This is a genomic window from Psychrobacter sp. 28M-43, assembly GCF_014770435.1.
GTDB lineage: Bacteria > Pseudomonadota > Gammaproteobacteria > Pseudomonadales > Moraxellaceae > Psychrobacter.
Window position 1 is genome coordinate 2,400,989 of sequence record NZ_CP061739.1, and the last position, 20,089, is coordinate 2,421,077.

Below are 20,089 nucleotides of genomic sequence, written 5' to 3' on the forward strand. Positions count from 1 at the left end.
AAAACTTATACCATGATGACCTGCGGATAAATAACATTATCTGACCATACCCTTTATACTATATATACAACATTTTGATGATATCTCGCTTTTATGACCATTCAACAACTATTAAAAACAGCGCCCGTCACTACCCTGCTACTAGTCAGCTTTATCGGGCTATTTATTATGCAGATACTAACGGGTGTCGATGCCAACAACCCCTCCACTGAGGCACTGCTCAAATGGGGTGCCAATGCATTACCATTTACCATGGGTGATGATCCTTGGCGACTGGTCAGCAGTGCATTTTTGCACATTGGTTTGATGCATTTATTGTTTAATGGGTTTGCCATGTATTTCTTTGGTCAGATTGCCGAGCCGATGTTTGGCTCAGCCAAGTTTTTGGCATTATTTTTACTGGCGGCAATTGGCGGTAACTTACTCAACAGCTATGTGACGTGGCAAAGTATTTTGGATGGTACGGGACAGCCTGGACTATCAGCTGGGGCATCTGGCGGTATCATGGGTATTGGCGCGGCATTATTAATTGCTGCACTGTTTAAAATATCGGTCAATGGCATGGTACTGAATCTTAAGAGCCTGATATTTATTATGGGCATCAACCTCGTCTATGGGTTTGCTGTACCGGGTATTGATAATGCTGGTCATATCGGTGGCGCAATCACAGGACTAGTGATTGCATTGGCTTTTGCGATTGGCTACCGTCAGCGTCTAGCAGCCGCTATACAGAATGCAGCGATTCAGCAGCAGCGCACGTTTAACCCTTATCAAACCAACTACTCATACAGTACTCACGACAACTCATCATATAACAGTCAGTATAGTGGCCAATATCGTGAACAACATGATAATCAAGGCCGCTATGACGCCAACTCTATCGACCAGTCACCTCACCTTGATACCAACTCAACCGAGCAAGATACTGCGTTTGCCAACAATGAAACGAATACAGCAGACATATATGCCGAAAGCGTTACCGCTAACAATTCACCGTTAAGTAATGAAGCTGTTCATAATAGTATTGATCCCAAAGCACTTAAAAAACCTTCTATTATTTGGCAGCTATTACCATGGCTTGCGATGTTACTTATTAGCATTGGCTTCGTCTGGTGGTGGCAAGATATTCATCAGCAATTACTGCAAGTACTAAAAGCCATTGAGTAAATGCTCATACTTATCTATCATTGCTATATAGACTCCAAAAACAGCATACTGACCTATATTACTGATTCATTTTATTACTTACTCTTTTGAACACGTTTTGCTTACTCGCACCACTCAGTTATTTATACTTACTTACGAGATTCAATTATGTTAAAACTTGCAGCGCTACCTAATATCTCTACACGTACTATGTTTAGCGCGTTTACCGCTACTGCACTATTTAGTGTGGCTAGCCTGTCTAACGCCGCACTTTTTAATGATAACCTGCCGACTGACAAAGATGCTGAGCTCAGCGTTGGGGTCAATGTCATGGCGGTCAAATCAGCCTATGATCTCGAAGATAGTACTGAAGTGCGCGTGCTACCAGGTGCATTTTATGACAATAACAAAGTCTATGTACGCGGTGCGCAAGCTGGTGCGTATCTGATCAACGATGGTGTCAATCAGCTGTCTGCCTATGCCAAGCTTGCAGGTTCTGAGTTTGAACCTGATGATGCCAATGGCGCACTGCAAGGCTTGGATGAGCGTAAATCCTCAGCAGAAGCAGGTCTTAGCTATCAGCGTCGTACGGCTATTGGCGGCATCCGCGCGCAGATAGGTGCTGATGTATTAGATCGTAGTGGTGGTAACACAGCTCGCTTGACCTATCTCTCTAGAATCACCAAAGGCAAGCTAACGGTCTATCCAAGTATTGGCTTTGAATATCATGATGCTGACTACAATGAATACTACTATGGTGTCAGTGAAAAAGAGGCTGCTAAAACAGGCGTTGACGCTTATAAATCTAACTCAAGCCTGAATCCGTATATCAACATTAGCGCTAACTACGACTTTAATGAGCGCTGGGCAGGATTTGCCAATCAAAGCGTAAGCTATGTACCAAATGAGCAGTACGATAGCCCAATGGTCGACTCACGTACTGAAGCAGCGACGACACTTGGTTTGCTTTATAAGTTCTAGTTGAGCTTAGAAGTTTGATAACAAAAAGACCTTACCGCGTGATGTGGTAAGGTCTTTTTTTATGGAACATTTGATAAAAACTATACTTTAACCTTTGAGATGTTTTCTCCAATTTCTTGGATAGCTGCCTTCAATACATGTAAACATATTTTGGCGGTATCTTCTCTTGGATTAAATCCAACACTCATTTGCTGATGCGGATGAATATAGTTCCGAAAATCTCGTAGCGTATGGCTAAACCTCTGTATATCATGTTGTACCAAACCTAATTCATAAGCAACATCAATAAAAGCGCTTAACGACCATTTGGAGAGTTCGTAAACTTTACCTGATTTATCCTTAGGAGAGGATTTTGCAGTATTAAAATGTCTAGGATACTGATTCGCTAAACCTAACAAAATTCCTTCGAGAGTACTGCCTGCTATGATAATCACAGACAAATAGGCTTCTGAAGAATAGCACCTTTCTATTTCTTTTATTCTTCCTTCTATTACTTCCGACACCATTCCTTCTAATCCAATTTTCTGTACAGAAACATTTGAAAATTCTCGTCTTAAAAATTGGTTCTCAGTAGTAGTCTGAGTAGGTTTTAAAGGCTCCTGCACCTCAATCTTATCTAGCCGCTTAAAATCAATGTTAGCACCGTTACGAACCACCTTCCATTTATCAAAAGCAATATATTTATTAAATCCCGCGATGTATGTATCTAGGTCCTCTAAACGCTCTATAAAATTCGCAGGATTAAACAACTCTTTGATACAACGACCTAGCTGAGGAGACCCATTAATAGCTTCCAATTTGTCATCAGTATACGCCCAGCGTGAGGGGAAACCCTGGCCGTAAGTATCATTGAATCCAAAACTGTTAAATAGGCGAACCAGCTGAGGACCTGTCCTATACTCAGTATCTTCATTAATCAAAATACGTAATTTCTCAAGCGACTTAGAACTTAAAAACATTCATGAGCTCCAGTTTTATAACATATACGATAGTATATAGCTAAAAATCAGTCATAGCTTTTTTCTCTAGCAGTCAGTATATAATGTTAATCTATTAATTTGATATGCAAATTACAACCAAAAAAAAGACCTTGCCACATTCTCATACAAGAAGTGACAAGGTCTTTTTATTTCTAACTTCTCAGTGGAAAAAATATGATGCTGCTACCAGAAAGACGAATGCAAATTGTACTTATCGTACATTAAGCGAGTCTGACGCCGTAGCAGGTCATTATTTGGTCTACTGCTTACTTAGGATGTACCATATCAGCAGGAATTACCCACTCATCGAACTGAGCTTCAGTTAGTAGCTCTAGCTCAACCGCCACTTGCTTCAAGGTCTTGTTTTCTTTATAAGCCGTCTTAGCGATTTTTGCAGCGTTTTCATAACCAACATGACGGTTCAATGACGTGACTAGCATCAATGAATTGTGCAAGAAGTCATCGATTTTGTCTTTTACTGGCTCGATACCAACGGCACAGTTTTCGTTGAAGCTGTTGCAAGCATCGCCAAGCAGTTTGATAGACTGTAACAAGTTAAAGGCGATAACTGGCTTATAAACGTTTAGCTCAAAGTTACCTGATGCGCCAGCCATGCTGATAGTGGTGTCGTTACCCATGACCTGAGCGACAACCATGGTCATTGCTTCTGACTGAGTTGGGTTTACTTTGCCTGGCATGATAGAAGAGCCTGGCTCATTTTCAGGAATCGTCAACTCGCCCAGACCGCAACGAGGACCTGAAGCCAACCAACGTACGTCGTTAGCGATTTTATTTAAGCTGGCTGCTAGCGTTTTTAATGCGCCTGACGCAAATACTTCTGCATCACGAGCGGCTAGTGCTTCAAATTTGTTCGGTGACGTGACAAATGGTAAGCCAGTCAAAGTCGCTAGTTGCGCAGCTGATTTTACTGCATAGTCAGGATGGGCGTTTAGACCAGTACCAACCGCAGTACCACCTAGTGGCAATTCATATAGGCCTTGTAGCGCGTTGTCGATACGAGTTAACGCGTGGTCAAGTTGGCTTACATAGCCGCTGAACTCTTGGCCTAAAGTCAAAGGCGTCGCGTCTTGTAAATGCGTACGACCGATTTTTACGATGCTATCGAATTCTTTGGCTTTAGCCGCTAGTGTATCGCGTAGTGCTTTTACCGCTGGAATCAACAAGCTGTTAATTTGACGCGCAGCAGCCACACGAATCGCCGTTGGGAAGCTGTCGTTGGTAGACTGTGCATGGTTTACATGGTCATTTGGGTGAATTGGCGTGTAGCTGCCACGCTCAGAACCAGCGATTTCGTTGGCACGGTTGGCCAATACTTCGTTCATGTTCATGTTTGACTGGGTGCCAGAACCTGTCTGCCATACAACCAATGGGAACTGATCGACCAGACCACCATTGATGATTTCGTCAGCGGCTTGTACGATAAGGTCACGCTTGTCGCCTTCGATACGCTCTAGGCTTGCATTGGTAATCGCAGCGGCTTTTTTGACCAGTGCCATCGCTTCAATCATTGGACGCGGCAAAGTCTCGCCACCGATTTTGAAGTTTTCGCGGCTACGCTGAGTTTGCGCACCCCAATAAGCATCAGCTGGGACTTCTACGTTACCCATGGTATCTTTTTCGGTACGAGTTGCCTGATTCTGTGTCGACATAACTACCCTCTTTACTGGTTTGTTGTTAAATAACTGAACGATAAAAAGTGCAACAGCTGCTGCACATAAACGGAAATACGATGTAAAGTGGCGTTATGATAGCATGACTAAGGCGTGTTGAATATTCACAAATAGCCTTGAGCAATGTCTAAAAACGAATGTCTAAAAACGCCTGTCATCACCAATCTGATACTTTATTGGATAAGATACCTATGCACTCTAAAACTATGCCCACTGAGCCAAAAACTTTTAACTCACAAGAACCCACACTAAGTAATCCGCCTAGACGACACTTTACTCGCCAGCGTCGACAGTTGAGTGTTGGCGCGCGCAGACAGTTTGCTCAGTCTGCAAGCTTACATCTATCTAAGCTAAAGCAGCGATTGCCTACACATGCACGCATTGGGCTTTATTATGATGGATTTGGTGAGCTACCTACTCAGCCACTATTGGACTGGTGCCAACGCTTAGGCTATTCTCCTTATTTACCGGTTGTCGGTTCTCTTGGTCGTACTAGCAATGGCAATGATGATAAACGATTGCGTTTTGTGCCTGTCTATCACTCAAAACTGGTGAATGTTCCCACTCGCATTCACCAATTGGGCATGAAGCAAAATCACAGCAGCGCCCTGCTCTGGGCGTCGGAACTAGACGTGATTATTTGTCCACTTGTGGCGGTAGACCTAAACGGTAACCGCATGGGCATGGGTGGCGGGTTCTATGATACGACGCTTGGGAAAAGCTATCGGTCGGGCGCTAAAAAGCCATTAAAGATAGGCTGGTGCTATGATTTTCAAGTGGTTGAACAATTAGCGCGTCAACCGTGGGATGTGCCGTTAGACGGCTTAATTACCCCAAGTGGCATAAGGTGGTTTTAATGAAAGACGATAAACAGTTTGAAAAAGACTCTAGCGCTTCTGATTCCAGTGCAGACAGCGTGGATGAATATTTGCAAGCATTAGGCAATGAGGACGCTAGAGAGATACGTTACTACAGTCAAGAGCAACCGTTTAGCGCTGATGAAATGACACGGCTCGTCAATGAAGAACGCTTAAATGAATTACTAGCGCAAAGCGATGCGTTTTTGAGTAATTTGAGTGGTGAGATAAATGATTTTGATGAAGATTATTGAGTCTCGCATCAATTCAGTAATCGATAAAAACTAAAAAAGGCAAGCATAGCTTACAGCTATACTCGCCCTTTATATCAGACCCAATCATTCAAATAATTTACTACAACACCATCGCTGCAATCCAACCAAATACCAGTAGTGGAATGTTGTAGTGTAAGAAAGTCGGTATCACACTGTCTTTGATATGGTCATGCTGTCCATCGATGTTTAGACCAGACGTTGGCCCCAATGTCGAATCTGACGCAGGCGAACCCGCATCCCCAAGCGCGCCAGCCGTACCGATAATCGCCACAGTAGCCAATGGCGAAAACCCTAAAGAGATACACAGCGGCACATAAATCGCGGCCAAAATAGGAATGGTCGAAAATGACGAGCCGATACCCATAGTCACAATCAAACCAATCAATAGCATGATAAATGCGGCCATCGCTTTGTTACCAGCGAACAGCGATGCTGCCCCATCGACCAATGGCTGAATCTGCTCAGTCGCTTTCATTACTTCAGCAAAGCCTTGCGCGGTAATCATAATAAAGCCAATCATCGCCATCAGCTTGATACCGTCATTAAAGACGCTGTCAGCATCACGCCACTTCACCACGCCAGTCGCCATAAAGACGCCAAAGCCAAACATCGAGCCGAGAAGTAGCGAGTCAGTATATAACTGCACCACAAAAGCCGTAACGATAGCAGCCAGTGCAACCAGTGTCTTTAGCTTGCTTTGCGACTGTGCGCCAGCAGCAGTTTTGCTTAATGCATCACCTTCTACTACGGCATCATGCGCTTGCTGATCTATCGCAATCTGCTGATATGCGCGTGGCTTACGGTAGCTGACAAATACGGCAACCAGCAAACCAATTAGCATGCCCAACGCAGGAATTGCCATGGCTTGCACCACAGAGATATTGGCAACATCAATGCCCGCTTCACCCACGTTTTTTAGCATAATCTGATTGAGATAGATATCACCAAAACCATAAGGAATAAACATATAGGTGGTGACTAGCCCGAAAGTAATCAGACAAGCAATCAGGCGTCTATCAATCTGCATGCGATTAAACGCTAACAGTAGTGGCGGTACCAGTAGCGGAATAAAGGCAATATGAATAGGGATTAAGTTTTGGCTAAAACAGCTCATGGTAATGAGGCCTGCAAACAGCATGTACTTAATCATGCCACTCGTACCCGCAGCATCAATACGCTTGATGACCGCGCCTGCCAATGACTGCGGCAAGCCCGAATGAGCAATCGCTACCGCAAACGCCCCAAGCAGTGCATACGACAGCGCAATCTCTGCGCCATTACGGATGCCTTCTTGAAAAGCATTAAGCGTATCAGTAATACCAAGCCCTGCCAGCAGTCCACCTGCCAGCGCGCCGATTAATAAACTGAGCACCACGTGCACTCGCGAAAGTGACAGTCCTAGCATAATAATAACTGCTAGCAATACTGCATTGATGGCCATGTGTTGCCCCTTGTTCTTTATACTTTGGTCTTATTGAGACCTATGAATATTGAAACTAATGAATATCGCCCTGTTGTCTAAAACGTCTCAATATGAGAGCCTGTTTTAGACGCGCGCCAGTTTACCTTATTTTGCTTATAAAGCCTACGCATAGAACCGATTAGACATCATCATAGATAGCCAAATACCACCTATACATCTAAACCCTCTTCTATAATTTCTGACTGTCTTTATCCTTCATAGACCAGTCATAGACCAGTCATACTCCTGACGACACAGTATTGATAACATTAATAGCATTAATAGCATTGCTTACTGGACGCTCAAACAACTATTTAACAAAGATAAGCAGACGACTTCATCATTCAGCCTTGCAATTTTTTTCGTGAGCACCATTTATCTAAACATGAACCACGAACTTGACTTTACAAGTCTGGGGAACGAGGAAAAACATATGAGTGAACATAATATTGATAAAGACAACATCGACATCGATGTATCATCTGCCCTGAACACTGACACGACGTCTGACGCAAATACTGACACTGACGCTAACATCAGTGCTGACGCGAATAATGAGACAGAAAGCTCATCTACGGATGCGTTAAATGCCTCATCCAAGGCTGTCAAAGACGATGAAGATGAAAGCTATCTGCCACTGCTGGCATTACGCGACGTCGTCGTCTATCCACATATGCAAATTGCATTGTTTGTGGGACGTGCGCCATCGGTGAAAGCGGTTGAGTTGGCACAGGCTGAGTATGGCAATAAAGTATTGGTAGTCGCGCAAAAAGACTCACTGACCGAAGATATTGATCAAGACAACTTGTATCAGTACGGTACGGTGTGCCGCATCGTCAGCACTATGCCACACGATAGCGATGAGAACTGCATTAAAGTATTGATCGAAGGTCAATACCGCGCTCGTGTCGATAACATAGAAGGCCATGATGATTTATTAATGGCGAGATTTGAACGTGCCGACCTTGATGTCAGCATGGATGAGAGCCAACAGAAAAACACCATTCAAGCATTAACTACATTATTCGAAAGCTATGCAGATGCGCGACTTCGCAATGCACGTGAGCTGACTCGTGTGGCTAAGCGTATCGACGACTTGCTTGAGTTGGTTTATTTCATCTCAACTCGTGTGTCGATGGATCTTGATATCAAACAGTCTTTCTTAGAAGAAGACGATATCAAAACGCATATCAATACCTTGACTGAATATCTGGTTAAGCAAAGTGCTGAGCAAAACATCGAGCAAGATATTCAAGATGCTGTCCGTCAGCAAATGGAAGACAATCAGCGCGAATATTTCTTGAATGAAAAGATGAAAGCCATCAAAAACGAGCTGTCAGATATGAATGACGGCGCGTTCGATGGTGAAGATGATGTTGCTGAGTTAGAGCAGCGTTTAGAAGATGCTGACCTACCAGACGATGTGCGCAAAAAAGCTGAGCAAGAGTTCAAAAAACTTAAAATGATGCCACCTGCATCAAGCGAATCGTCAGTGGTACGCAACTATATTGAATGGATTTTGGACACGCCATGGAATGCGACGACCAAAGTATCTATCAATTTAGACAAAGCTAAGACGGTATTAGACGAAGATCATTATGGCTTGCAAGATGTGAAAGACCGCATCTTAGAATATCTCGCCGTGCAATCACGCGTGAAAAAACTTCGTGGCCCGATTCTATGTCTCGTCGGTCCTCCAGGTGTTGGTAAAACTTCACTAGGCGAATCTATCGCCCGTGCCACTGGTCGTAAGTTTGTACGTATGGCGCTTGGCGGCGTACGTGATGAAGCAGAGATTCGTGGTCATCGCCGTACTTATATCGGTGCGATGCCGGGTAAAATTGTTCAGTCATTGGCAAAAGTAGAAGTCAAAAACCCGCTGTTCCTATTGGATGAAATCGATAAGATGGCGCAAGACTTCCGCGGTGATCCAGCATCAGCGTTGCTTGAAGTATTGGATCCATCACAGAACGATACATTTAACGACCATTATTTAGATATGGACTTAGATTTGTCGCAAGTGATGTTCATCTGTACTGCCAACAGTATGGATATTCCGCCTGCGCTGCTTGACCGTATGGAAGTCATCCGCTTGCCAGGTTATACCGAAGAAGAAAAGGTCAATATCGCACAAAAATACCTAGTGCCAAAAGCAATTAAGCAAAACGGTCTCAAAGAAGGCGAAATTGAGATTGTTGAAGCCGCATTGCACAGCATCGTGCGTAGCTATACGCGTGAAGCAGGTGTGCGTAACCTTGAGCGTGAAGTGAATAAAATCTGCCGTAAAGTGGTTCGTGGTTCGGTTGAAACTCATGGCGCACGTGCTCCGAAAAAAGCAGAACGTCAGCTAGTGACAGTCGATGACAAGAACATCGATGACTATCTAGGTGTGCACCAGTATGACTACGGTCTGGCTGAAGAAGAGCCTGAGATTGGTCGTATTACCGGTCTTGCATGGACTCAGGTCGGCGGTGAGCTATTGACTATTGAAGCGGTCGGTATGAAAGGGAAAGGCGAGCTTAGCTTTACCGGTTCACTCGGCGATGTAATGAAAGAATCGATTCGCGCAGCAATGAGTGTGGTTCGTGCTCGCGGTGATAGCTTAGGCATTGATTACGAGACGTTTAAAACAACAGACGTCCATGTACATATGCCAGAGGGTGCGACGCCAAAAGATGGCCCATCTGCTGGTGGTGCACTGACGACAGCGCTCGTCTCTGCGTTGACAGGTATCGCTATCCGTCCAGATATTGCGATGACAGGTGAGATTACCTTACGCGGTAAGATATTACGCATCGGTGGTCTCAAAGAGAAATTGCTGGCGGCACATCGCGGCGGTATCAAGCACGTCTTGATCCCAGCGACTAATGAGCGTGATCTGGCTGATATCCCTGACAACGTAAAAGAAGGCCTAACCATTCAGCCAGTCGCCACGATTGAAGAAATCTTAAAGGTTGCTTTGGTGAGTATGCCAACACCAATCAAACCTGCAAAAGTTACGGTTGATAAAACCTCTGGCAAAGCACTGCATAACTAATTGAACCTTTATTAAACTCGTCCTATAGATTAAGAAGCCGCTCATCACAATGATGGGCGGCTTTTTAATGCCTATTTATTATTCATTTTCTTGCAGTTCATAGCTTTCTTAGTAGATTTCTCACACATTCAAAACCATTTAATTTTAAAAATCATTTATCTTAGTTCGTTTTTCAAACCCATACGTTACTTACATTTATTAACTGATTGTTGCGCATTTGATGAATAACTATAGAGTTAGCTTGGCTATACTGACTCCGATGTTAACGAATATTGACACCGATTTTTATAGAACAATAACGATAGATATTCGCGGCTTTAATGAAGATTAAAAATAACAACTCAAACAATTGGAGATAATAATGAATAAGACATTACTTGCAAGTACCCTATTATGCGGTTCAGCGTTAGCAATGACTGGTTGCCAAACGGTAGAAAGTCAAATGCAAACAGGCAATCCTTTAGCACAGCCAACGCTAAAATCAACCATACAAACAGTAGATGGCAAGAAGAAAGAAGTTGGTCAAGTTTTCTTACGTCCAGTTGATGGTGGCGTCCAAGTTTACGGTAAACTTACTAACCTACAGCCAGGCAGAACTGTCTCATTACATATCCACGAAACAGGCAGCTGTGACGTTATGGGTAAAGCGGCAGGCGGTCACTTCAATCCAGACAACAAACCACATTCTAATCCAGATGACATGAATGGTCATGCTGGTGACTTGCCAAACTTAACTGCTAATGAAGATGGTGTTGCTACTATTAACTATGTGAATAAGAAAATCGCAGCGACTGAAGCAGGTAAATACAGCGTAAATCGTTTGGCCTTTATCGTCCATGCTGGCGTTGACGACTATACCAGTCAGCCTTCAGGTAATGCAGGCGATCGTATTGGTTGCGGTATCATCGTAAAAAACTAATACTGTCCAAACCTATGGACTTAGGCTAAGTCTGCAAACGTAGAAATGGCTAAAAAGCAATATTACAAGCACAAAAAAACCCTCTTAAATGATAAGAGGGTTTTTTGTTGGAAGTAACTATTAGGTTTGTTTAAGCCAATACAAGAAAGACCAATGCAAATTGTACCTGTAGTACATTAAATGAGTCTGACGCTATAAAAGCACTATATTGGATGTAACAATATTTACTCCTCTACCCATTCACCTTTACGCCAGTAAACACCCCAACGTGTGGCCTTGCCGTTTTTCTCAGAGCCGATATACTGCTCTTTTTTCTTACGTGACCAGCGCAATATGGTTGGGTTGCCTTCAGGATCTTCATCTGGTCCTGCAAACAGATACTGGAACTTATCTTCCATTTTATCTTTAATTTCTCGTAGCTCAGCCAGCTTTGGCGGACGTGTCTCGCGCACTTTTGGGAACTTAGACGCTGCTAAGAACATCCCAGCCGCCCCTTCACGCAAAATGAAATAATCATCGTGCTTGGTCGACTTTAGCTCTGGCAGATGGATTGGATCCATACGTGGCGGCGCTGCTTCGCCTGTTTTTAGCACCTTGCGCGTATTGTCACATTTCTGACAAGCGAAGTAAGGACCAAAACGTCCCGTCTTCAGCTCCATCTGTCCATCACATTTATTACAATCAATGGTTGGTGCATCTGAACCAGGTACTTCAAATTTACCTTCTTCTAGGATATAACCATCGCAATCAGGGTTGTTACCGCAAATGTGTAGTTTGAGGCCACCGTCTACGATGTAACCATTCATCGCCGTGCCACATTTCGGACAGCGTTTTTTCTCCATCAAATCTTTAACTTCTGCTGCTTCGTCATCACCTTCCGCATCATCTAGATTGGCGAATGCTTCAACTGGCATTAGATTTTTGGTGCCTTTACAGCGCTCTTTTGGCGGTAAGTTATAACCAGTACAACCTAAGAATACACCTGTTGAGCCTGTGCGCAGCTGCATCGGACGATCACAGATATCACAGTGGACATCTGGTACATCGGTCGGATCGTTTGGACGCATGCCGTCTTTTTCTTTGGCGCGCTCTAGAGTGGTTTTGAACTCGCCGTAGAAATTATCAAGCACATCTTTCCAGTCTTGATCACCTTCTGCCACATGATCGAGCTTGTCCTCTAACGCAGCGGTAAAGGTATAATCCATTAAATCTGGGAAGCTAGCCGTCAATCTATCAGTAACGATATCGCCCATTTTTTCAGCAAACAGACGCTTATTCTCAAGCTTCACGTAGCCGCGATCTTGAATGGTTGAGATAATTGAGGCATACGTCGATGGACGACCGATGCCTTTTTTCTCAAGCTCTTTTACTAGACTGGCTTCAGTATAGCGAGGCGCAGGCTTGGTAAAGTGTTGACTCGGATCAAGCTTATCTAGGTTTAACTTATCGCCTTTTTTGACATCAGGCAGTAAGGTGTCATCAGTCTTGGCCGGTGGCATGACTCTTGTGTAGCCATCAAATACCATGGTACGACCGCGGGCTTTTAGCTCGATATCATCTGCACCGACAAACAGGTTCACTGACAGATATTTGGCAGGTAACATCTGACACGCCACAAATTGACGCCAGATTAGCTCGTATAGACGTATCGCATCACGCTCAACACCTTTGAGCTGTGTTGACTTCATATTGACATTAGAAGGACGAATCGCTTCATGCGCTTCTTGTGCGCCCTGCTTGTTACCATAGAAATTTGGTTTTTCTGGTACGTACTTTGCGCCATAGCTGTCTTCGATATGACCACGGACAGCAGCAAGCGCGTCGCCTGATAAGAATGTCGAATCGGTACGCATATAAGTAATATGACCGGCTTCGTATAGACGCTGCGCTAAGATCATGGTTTTCTTAACAGAGAACCCTAAGCGTGTACTAGCAGCCTGTTGCAAGGTCGAAGTAATAAACGGCGCACTTGGACGTGATTGCGTTGGTTTCTCTTCACGCTCTTTAACGATAAAGTCACTTGCCTTGAGCACCTCTAAAACTTCATCGGTCTGCTCTTTATTACCAAGCTTTAGGGTTTTCCCGCCTTGTTTGGTCGCCTCTAAGCGGATACCGATTTGCTCAGCGTCTGAGGTTTTTTTGGCTTTACCATTAGCAATGTGCGTATCAGCATGAATTTGCCAGTACTCTTCTGGAATGAACGCGCGAATCTCATGCTCACGCTCGACGACCAAGCGCATAGCGACTGACTGCACACGACCTGCAGACAGTCCACGAGCAATCTTTTGCCACAATAATGGCGATACCATAAAGCCAACAACACGGTCCAAGAACCGACGGGCTTGCTGCGCGTTCACGCGGTCAATGTCTAATTTTGAAGGCTGCTTAAATGCACTTTGAATAGCTGATTTGGTAATCTCGTTAAAGACCACACGTTGATACTTGTTATCAGGGCCACCGATGACTTCTTTTAGATGCCAAGCAATCGCTTCCCCTTCTCTATCCATATCCGTTGCTAGATAGATTTTGTCAGCGTCTTTGGCTAATGCTTTAAGCTCTTTGATGACCTTGGTTTTATTTGGTAGTACTTCGTAGACTGCTGCCCAGTCATGCTCTGGATCTACACCCATGCGGCGTACCAGTGCTTGCTGCGCTTTTTCTTCTTTGGTCAGACTGTCATCTTTTTTAGCGGTTGTTGCTTTCTTTGCGCTTTTACTCGCACTGACCGGCAAATCACGGACGTGACCGATACTTGAGCGTACGATAAAGTCATCACCAAGGTATTTATTAATCGTTTTTGCCTTGGCTGGTGATTCTACAATCACCAAAGACTTACCCTTTGGGCTGTCAGCAGCTGGTGCTGGACTTTTTTTGGTTGTGGTTTTTGCCATGTTTGACGACACCATAATATAAGTAAATTAAAAGTAAGGTTAAATTCAGCAGCACGGCAATTTATGGAAGCGGATACTCATGGTTTGACCATGGTTCAACTATTTATAGTAATAATCGCTGCTGATAAAAAAGGTTATAAAACAAATAATAACCATAAAATAAAGATATAGTTATAAAGACGTTACACTGCTAAGCGTTAAACTGTCAACTTTAAATAATTTGAATATGACAAACCGCTTGCATATTGCCCTTTAATGGAGACGAAAAAACGCTTTACTAGGTTTATGCTTGTTTTTGCATCTGTAGCGCCCATTTCTCAAGGTTTTCTTTGAGCACTAATAAGTCCGCTTCGATCCGTTTTTGATGGTACGTAGGATTGGATGCTGGACGTACATAAGCAATATCTTCCCAATAAATAATAATGCTATTGGCCTTGGTCAATAGACCTTTAACAAACGGTTCGATACTTACGGGTAGCTCCAACGGCACTTGATCCAAGCTAAAATCAGTCTTTTTGACTACTGGATTATTGCTGATTTGACTAGAACGAATCGCACTGGGAATAGTAAGCGTCTTATCATCTGTACTGGTATCGACAAAACTGCTGTCTGGTCGCCACTGTCCATCAATCACTTGATAACGAGTATGCGGCAGTTTAGTGTCTTCAAATATCAGGCAGTACTGTCCAAGCATACCGCGGCCATACTCATTGTCACGGCCTTTAATCCAATCAGGGCACGAAACGAGTTTTGGATTGAGCTGTAGACGACGCGCGGTCATACGCAGCTTATCCAAACGCTGATCGATACCGTTCGGTTTGAGCGCCATCATACTCCCTAATACGAATAGTACAATGATAACGCCAATCAATGTTCCCATGATGGTCTGGCCTTTTGACTAAATGAAAAAGATACTAAGAGATATAGCGGTAAATATCGCTAATGAACCGTTATTTATAAATAGTACATATAGTTTTGCGATTAGTACGATAATAAACAACGATATATAAGGGCTTATAATGAGCACGAACCATTAAAAATCAAGCGTTGTCGTCCAATCGCGGTGCAACAGGTGCTTTTAAAGCATATGACAATTTAGCAAGTTACACTATTAAATCAGCTATTTAGCGTATACAAACTTACTGAGTACAGTACACTATAAAAACCAGATGCGAAAAGTGGTCAGTTCAAAAAAGTGCTATGATAAACCATAATTTTAAACGCGCGCAGGTTTATTATGAATTATCTTATTGAGTCAAACTCATCGGGCGCTTATCACGCTCGCAAGCTGATGAGTAAAGTCATGAGCAAAACAGGCATGAGCCTATCGCTACTTGGCGCGGTCGTACTGACATTATCAGGCTGTGCCACGACTCAGAGCCTAACCCCGCAGCAGTGTCAAAGCAGCAACTGGCAAGAAGTCGGCTACACTGATGGCTCGCAAGGACGTTCTGGTGCCTACTTCGGTCACTATACCAATAGCTGCGCCAGTGTCGGCGGTGCTAGTCCTAACCGTATCCAATGGGAACAAGGGCGTCAACAGGGTCTCAAAAACTACTGTACCGAGCTGAATGCTTATAAGCTCGGTCGCGAAGGCTATGACTGGCAACCTGTCTGTCCGTTAGAAGGTATTGAGAAGTTAGAAGAAGCCTACTCCCAAGGGCGCTACTACTATATCCGTCAGCGCGATCTCGACTACTTACGCTCACCTTACCCATTTGGCTACAGACATGCAGGCTTCGGTTACGGCTACCGTCCGTTTGGCTACGGCTGGTAAAAAAAGAAAACCTCACTAACGACTTAATTTGAGGTTTAAGTAGTTAATGAGGTTGGAGAAAATTTTATTATTTTAATTGTTTTTATTATAGCGGTGCTGGTTGTTTTACTGGTTGGGCTATTGATTTATCTAGCCAGTTTTCTAATATAAAGTCAAAGCTACTAGCACTAACTCACAGTGCTTAAACTATTCAATGCTTAAGTTCTTAAAGATTTAGCTACTAAACTATTCATTCACAAATGCGATTTTGGTCAGTCCAGCATTACTTGCGGCTGCTAAGACTTGAGCAACCGTATCGTACTTGCCTTCTTTATCCGCACGTAACTGTACCGCTGGATTCTTACCAGTCGCGCCTTGTTGCTGCAAGCGTGTCTCTAACTCTTCCATACTGATTGGATCACTATCCCAGAATATCCCTGCATCTTTATCAATACTGACTTGAATCGCTTCTGGCGGCGTTTCATTGAGCGCGGCACTAGTCTCTGGCAAATCTAAAGGCACCGTCGGATTCAGCACGGTCGCTGTCAATAAAAATATAATCATCAATACCAGCATGATATCGATAAGCGGAATGAGGTTCATCTCATCCATGCTTCGTACGTCATCATCACCCAATTGAAATGCCATAGTTACTCTCAATGCTTTTGGTTATTTTCACACAGCCAAGCCGTTTTTTGACGGTTTTTCGACTTGTCGTTTGAGCCTTTACAGACCTAGCGCTAGCAGACTTAATGCCTGCAAAATCAACACTATCTATAGCTGCTTTGGCACAGAATTACTGTAGTTGCTGGTATGCTGAGTCTCGCTCGTCGTTGAACGACTGCTTGTTGCAGTGTGTACTTGTGAGGCGCTAGCAGCATGGCTCGCGGTTACCTTGGTAGTATCCACAAGACCCGTTGATTGCGCCAATAGATCATGCGCTCTATCGTTGGCTTGATACATTATGCGGCGATTGATACGTACTGCAAGGTTATAAAACACCACGGCTGGAATCGCTACTGCAATACCAAGACCCGTCATAATCAATGCTTCACCGACTGGCCCTGCAACTTGCCCCAATCCTGCCTGACCACTCATACCGATATTGTGCAAGGCGTGGAAAATACCCCATACCGTACCAAACAAGCCAATGAACGGTGCAATCGCTGCCGTCGTACCAAGAATCGGCAGACCGCGCTCACTAGCAAAACGATAGCGACCGATATGCTTGAGCAAAGTCTGCTCAGTCACCAAACGGCGAGTGGCAGCATCAGTACCAGCCAAGTCAGACTGCCTGGCTTGTAATTGCTGGCTCAAATCATCTGCTACATTGGTCGCCAGTTTACGGCTTTGCAATACGCGGACGATACCTGTCACCCAAGAGAGAATAGATAACGCAAGCAACAAAAAGAACAACGTTTTTGTCACCATGTCGCTGATCTGCCAGTATTGCATAAAGTCCATGTCAGACTCCTTAATGTGTAATGCCATTACATGATACTGAGGTAAATATCATGTTTAGTTTTATAATGAAAAATGATGAATAAATACGTTTTTATAAAATATGAGCTATCAAGGAACCGCGTAACTGATCGGTAGGGTCACATCACCTACCACGGGTACGCCATTCTTAGTAAAGGGTTTGAATTTGCCAGACCGTACTTGACGTCTGGCTTCTTTGTCTACTAGCGGATTACCTGATGATTGAGCAACTCGCACGTTATCGATGCCGCCTTGCTTGTTGACTCGTAATACCAAGACAACGTTGAGCGTATCACCAGAACGGGCTCTACGTGCAGCGCGCTCAGGGAAACTAAAGTTTGGCGCAGATGCCCAGTTGGCAGAGCTAGCAGTAAAGCTAACAGGCTCATTACTCTGTGCTAAAGCAGCTGCTGCTTCCGCCTCAGCTCTTGCTTGAGCAGCGGCGGTCTCTGCGGCAGCCTTCGCTTGAGCGGCAGCTTTGGCGTCGGCGACTCTTTTGGCTTCTTGCTCTGCCCTAGCTTGCGCCTCTTGCTCAGCTTTTCTGGCTTGGCGCTCTGATTCAGCTTGGGCAGCTGCTTGACGTTGTGCTTCAGCTGCTGAGTTATCAACCTTTGGTTCCGGTAGCGGCTCTTTTGGGGCTACTTTTTGACTGGTATCAGGACGAGGCTTTTCTGACGCTATCACAGGCGTCACTTTCGGCTCTACATTTTTTACAACAGGCTCTTTTGGTTTTACTGGTGTCTCTGTTGGTTTTCTAACCGGCTCTTTAGGCTTTGGTTCAGGTTGCGGCGCTGGCTGAACTTGTACCTCAGGCTGTACTTCTTTTTTGACTGTGACTGTTTGTTTTTCTACTTCAGTTGAGACCGTTTTTGCCGGTAATGACACAAACTTTATCTCAAGTGGTGACATCTCTTTTTTTGGCTCAGGTTTGAGTTCAGGGGTTTTTATTGCCACTAGTGCAATTGCGGCAAGCACATGGAGTCCTAAGACTGCAACAATAGCTAGCAATAACGACTTAAGTGGTGGCGCGTCTAAATCCGTTGAACTCATAACAGCCTAATGTTTATTACTCAGAGTAGAATGGCGTAGATAATAATGCAAACGATAATTATTATCAATAATAATTTACAATATTTTCGTTATTTAATACATCTCTGACACGTGATATTGCTTAGTGGTTTTTCCTATCTCAACGCTCATTTCTATGAACGTTACCTACTTTTATACCTCACTACTATGAACCTTATTTTTCATCAAATGATACGTTGCGTTTAATATAACAAGTACTGTTAATAAAAACCATTATCATTTATATTGATAATGAGTCTCAACTACTTTATTATAACGGCTGTGTTGTCTACCCATACTATTTTTATAAAAACTATTCGTATAAAAAGTATAAAAACTATTCGTATAAAAAGTTATTAATTGGTACTAAGTAGACTATTTATTTTATGCTTTTTATCTCAGCATCTTTCAGACTTAATATTTTTAGGATTTTTCATCTGCAATTATTTTAGACAATTGCTTAAACATTTTTTGATAGACCGAGTTCATTATGCCGACACCCTTATTATCTAGCAGATCTACCGCCTCTTTTTTTAAACGTCCATTACTGACTGCTGCCATGACAGCGTTATTAGCTACGGTAGTGGCAGGATGTAGCTCGCCTGAATCTAATGACTCTGAGCCAGCAGACGCCAAAACTGAAAACCCAACGGCTGATGAATCACAGAACGTTGCCAGTAATGACGCTGTATCTGCTGAGAAAATCATGGTCAATACTGTAAAAGGTGATGTTGAGCTGGCTATGAACCCATCGCCACTTGTCGTTTATGACATGACGTTGATGCAAGATTTGGCGGCGCTAGATGTGGCGGTCGATGGTATGCCTGGTGGTCTATTACTAAAGAATCTACACTCAGAAACACAGCCTGATCCAAAATCGGTAGGTACTGTGTTTGAGCCAGATCTTGAAGCGTTGAATGCAATGCAGCCGCAAGCTATTTTGGTCGGTTCACGCATGGCAGAAAAATACGACGAGCTCTCAAGTATCGCGCCGACATTGGACATGAGTATTGATACAGCTAACATTTACGAATCAAGCAAGCAGCGCCTGCATGATCTAGGTGCACTGTTTGGTAAAAGCGATCAAGCCGCTAAGCTACAACAGAACATCGATGGACTCATCACTGAGGCCAAAAGTCTAACAAAAGAAAATAAAGGCACTGGCCTAGTCGTCATGGTCAATGGCAACAAAATGTCAGCCTATGGTGACAAATCTCGCTATGGTTTTATCCACACTGTGTTAGGTGTACCAATGGCAGATGACAAAATTGCCGATGCGCCTCATGGTCAGCCCATATCGTTTGAATATATCCAAAAAGCCAATCCAGATTGGTTATTTGTCATCGACCGTAGTGCCGCAATTGGTGAAGACGGTATTGGTGCTAAGGCCGTATTAGACAATCCATTGGTTGCCCAGAGCAATGCATGGAGTAAGCAGCAAGTGGTTTACTTGAGCCCAGATTCTTACTTAGCATTTGGCGGCTACTACCAGTGGATGCAGGATCTAACGACGATCAAAGATGCTTTTACTAACGCTAAATAAT

Annotated in this window: 16 protein-coding genes; 8 read left to right on the forward strand and 8 right to left on the reverse strand. The window is 43.8% G+C overall.

Annotated elements, in window-relative coordinates; all coding sequences use genetic code 11:
* Window positions 1-93 precede the first annotated feature (93 nt).
* The gene (locus IEE84_RS10010) at window positions 94-1,167 is read left to right on the forward strand and encodes a rhomboid family intramembrane serine protease (protein ID WP_191114066.1); all 1,074 of its coding nucleotides are present in this window, start codon (window positions 94-96) and stop codon (window positions 1,165-1,167) included.
* A 147-nt stretch (window positions 1,168-1,314) separates the two neighbouring features.
* Window positions 1,315-2,127: a MipA/OmpV family protein gene (locus IEE84_RS10015; protein WP_114700496.1), complete on the forward strand. Its 813-nt coding sequence runs from the start codon at window positions 1,315-1,317 to the stop codon at window positions 2,125-2,127.
* An 80-nt stretch (window positions 2,128-2,207) separates the two neighbouring features.
* On the opposite strand, the gene IEE84_RS10020 is transcribed toward IEE84_RS10015, so the two are convergent.
* Both IEE84_RS10020 and fumC read right to left on the reverse strand, forming a co-directional pair.
* Complete coding sequence (locus IEE84_RS10020) at window positions 2,208-3,086, reverse strand: hypothetical protein (RefSeq protein WP_191114067.1); 879 nt, start codon at window positions 3,084-3,086, stop codon at window positions 2,208-2,210.
* 287 nt (window positions 3,087-3,373) lie between these two features.
* Window positions 3,374-4,777 carry a class II fumarate hydratase gene (gene fumC, locus IEE84_RS10025; protein ID WP_191114068.1) on the reverse strand — a complete coding sequence of 468 codons (1,404 nt, stop codon included), beginning with the start codon at window positions 4,775-4,777 and terminating at the stop codon, window positions 3,374-3,376.
* 212 nt (window positions 4,778-4,989) lie between these two features.
* On the opposite strand from fumC, the gene IEE84_RS10030 reads away from it, so the two are divergent.
* Complete coding sequence (locus IEE84_RS10030) at window positions 4,990-5,655, forward strand: 5-formyltetrahydrofolate cyclo-ligase (protein ID WP_191114069.1); 666 nt, start codon at window positions 4,990-4,992, stop codon at window positions 5,653-5,655.
* Window positions 5,655-5,909, forward strand: coding sequence for a hypothetical protein (locus IEE84_RS10035; protein ID WP_191114070.1), 255 nt, complete (start codon window positions 5,655-5,657; stop codon window positions 5,907-5,909). The genes IEE84_RS10030 and IEE84_RS10035 overlap by 1 nt, the downstream gene beginning before the upstream one ends.
* 100 nt (window positions 5,910-6,009) lie before the next feature.
* Here IEE84_RS10035 and IEE84_RS10040 read toward each other — a convergent pair whose 3' ends face one another.
* Window positions 6,010-7,371: a Na+/H+ antiporter family protein gene (locus tag IEE84_RS10040; RefSeq protein ID WP_191114071.1), complete on the reverse strand. Its 1,362-nt coding sequence runs from the start codon at window positions 7,369-7,371 to the stop codon at window positions 6,010-6,012.
* Window positions 7,372-7,825: 454 nt separating this feature from the next.
* Here IEE84_RS10040 and lon point away from each other — a divergent pair, with 454 nt between their 5' ends.
* Entirely contained in the window at window positions 7,826-10,429 is a 2,604-nt protein-coding gene (gene lon / locus IEE84_RS10045) for an endopeptidase La (RefSeq protein WP_224737760.1), read from the forward strand.
* Between the two features lie 361 nt (window positions 10,430-10,790).
* Window positions 10,791-11,348, forward strand: a complete 558-nt coding sequence (locus IEE84_RS10050; protein ID WP_057761216.1) for a superoxide dismutase family protein — start codon at window positions 10,791-10,793, stop codon at window positions 11,346-11,348.
* Window positions 11,349-11,572: 224 nt separating this feature from the next.
* Here IEE84_RS10050 and topA read toward each other — a convergent pair whose 3' ends face one another.
* On the reverse strand, window positions 11,573-14,239 hold the full coding sequence (gene topA, locus IEE84_RS10055) for a type I DNA topoisomerase (protein ID WP_191114072.1): 2,667 nt from the start codon (window positions 14,237-14,239) through the stop codon (window positions 11,573-11,575).
* Between the two features lie 283 nt (window positions 14,240-14,522).
* Entirely contained in the window at window positions 14,523-15,119 is a 597-nt protein-coding gene (locus IEE84_RS10060) for a hypothetical protein (protein ID WP_101205178.1), read from the reverse strand.
* A gap of 357 nt (window positions 15,120-15,476) precedes the next feature.
* Between IEE84_RS10060 and IEE84_RS10065 the strand changes: the two genes are divergently transcribed.
* The gene (locus IEE84_RS10065; protein WP_224737762.1) at window positions 15,477-16,016 is read left to right on the forward strand and encodes a DUF2799 domain-containing protein; all 540 of its coding nucleotides are present in this window, start codon (window positions 15,477-15,479) and stop codon (window positions 16,014-16,016) included.
* Window positions 16,017-16,241: 225 nt separating this feature from the next.
* On the opposite strand, the gene IEE84_RS10070 is transcribed toward IEE84_RS10065, so the two are convergent.
* The 3 genes from IEE84_RS10070 to IEE84_RS10080 all read right to left on the reverse strand — a co-directional run bounded on the left by IEE84_RS10070 (window position 16,242) and on the right by IEE84_RS10080 (window position 18,527).
* The gene (locus IEE84_RS10070) at window positions 16,242-16,643 is read right to left on the reverse strand and encodes an ExbD/TolR family protein (protein ID WP_025651314.1); all 402 of its coding nucleotides are present in this window, start codon (window positions 16,641-16,643) and stop codon (window positions 16,242-16,244) included.
* Between the two features lie 126 nt (window positions 16,644-16,769).
* Window positions 16,770-17,459, reverse strand: coding sequence for a MotA/TolQ/ExbB proton channel family protein (locus IEE84_RS10075; RefSeq protein ID WP_191114073.1), 690 nt, complete (start codon window positions 17,457-17,459; stop codon window positions 16,770-16,772).
* A 108-nt stretch (window positions 17,460-17,567) separates the two neighbouring features.
* Window positions 17,568-18,527, reverse strand: coding sequence for an energy transducer TonB (locus IEE84_RS10080; RefSeq protein WP_191114074.1), 960 nt, complete (start codon window positions 18,525-18,527; stop codon window positions 17,568-17,570).
* A gap of 508 nt (window positions 18,528-19,035) precedes the next feature.
* Here IEE84_RS10080 and IEE84_RS10085 point away from each other — a divergent pair.
* Window positions 19,036-20,088 carry a siderophore ABC transporter substrate-binding protein gene (locus IEE84_RS10085; protein ID WP_191114075.1) on the forward strand — a complete coding sequence of 351 codons (1,053 nt, stop codon included), beginning with the start codon at window positions 19,036-19,038 and terminating at the stop codon, window positions 20,086-20,088.
* The last annotated feature ends 1 nt before the right edge of the window (window position 20,089 follow it).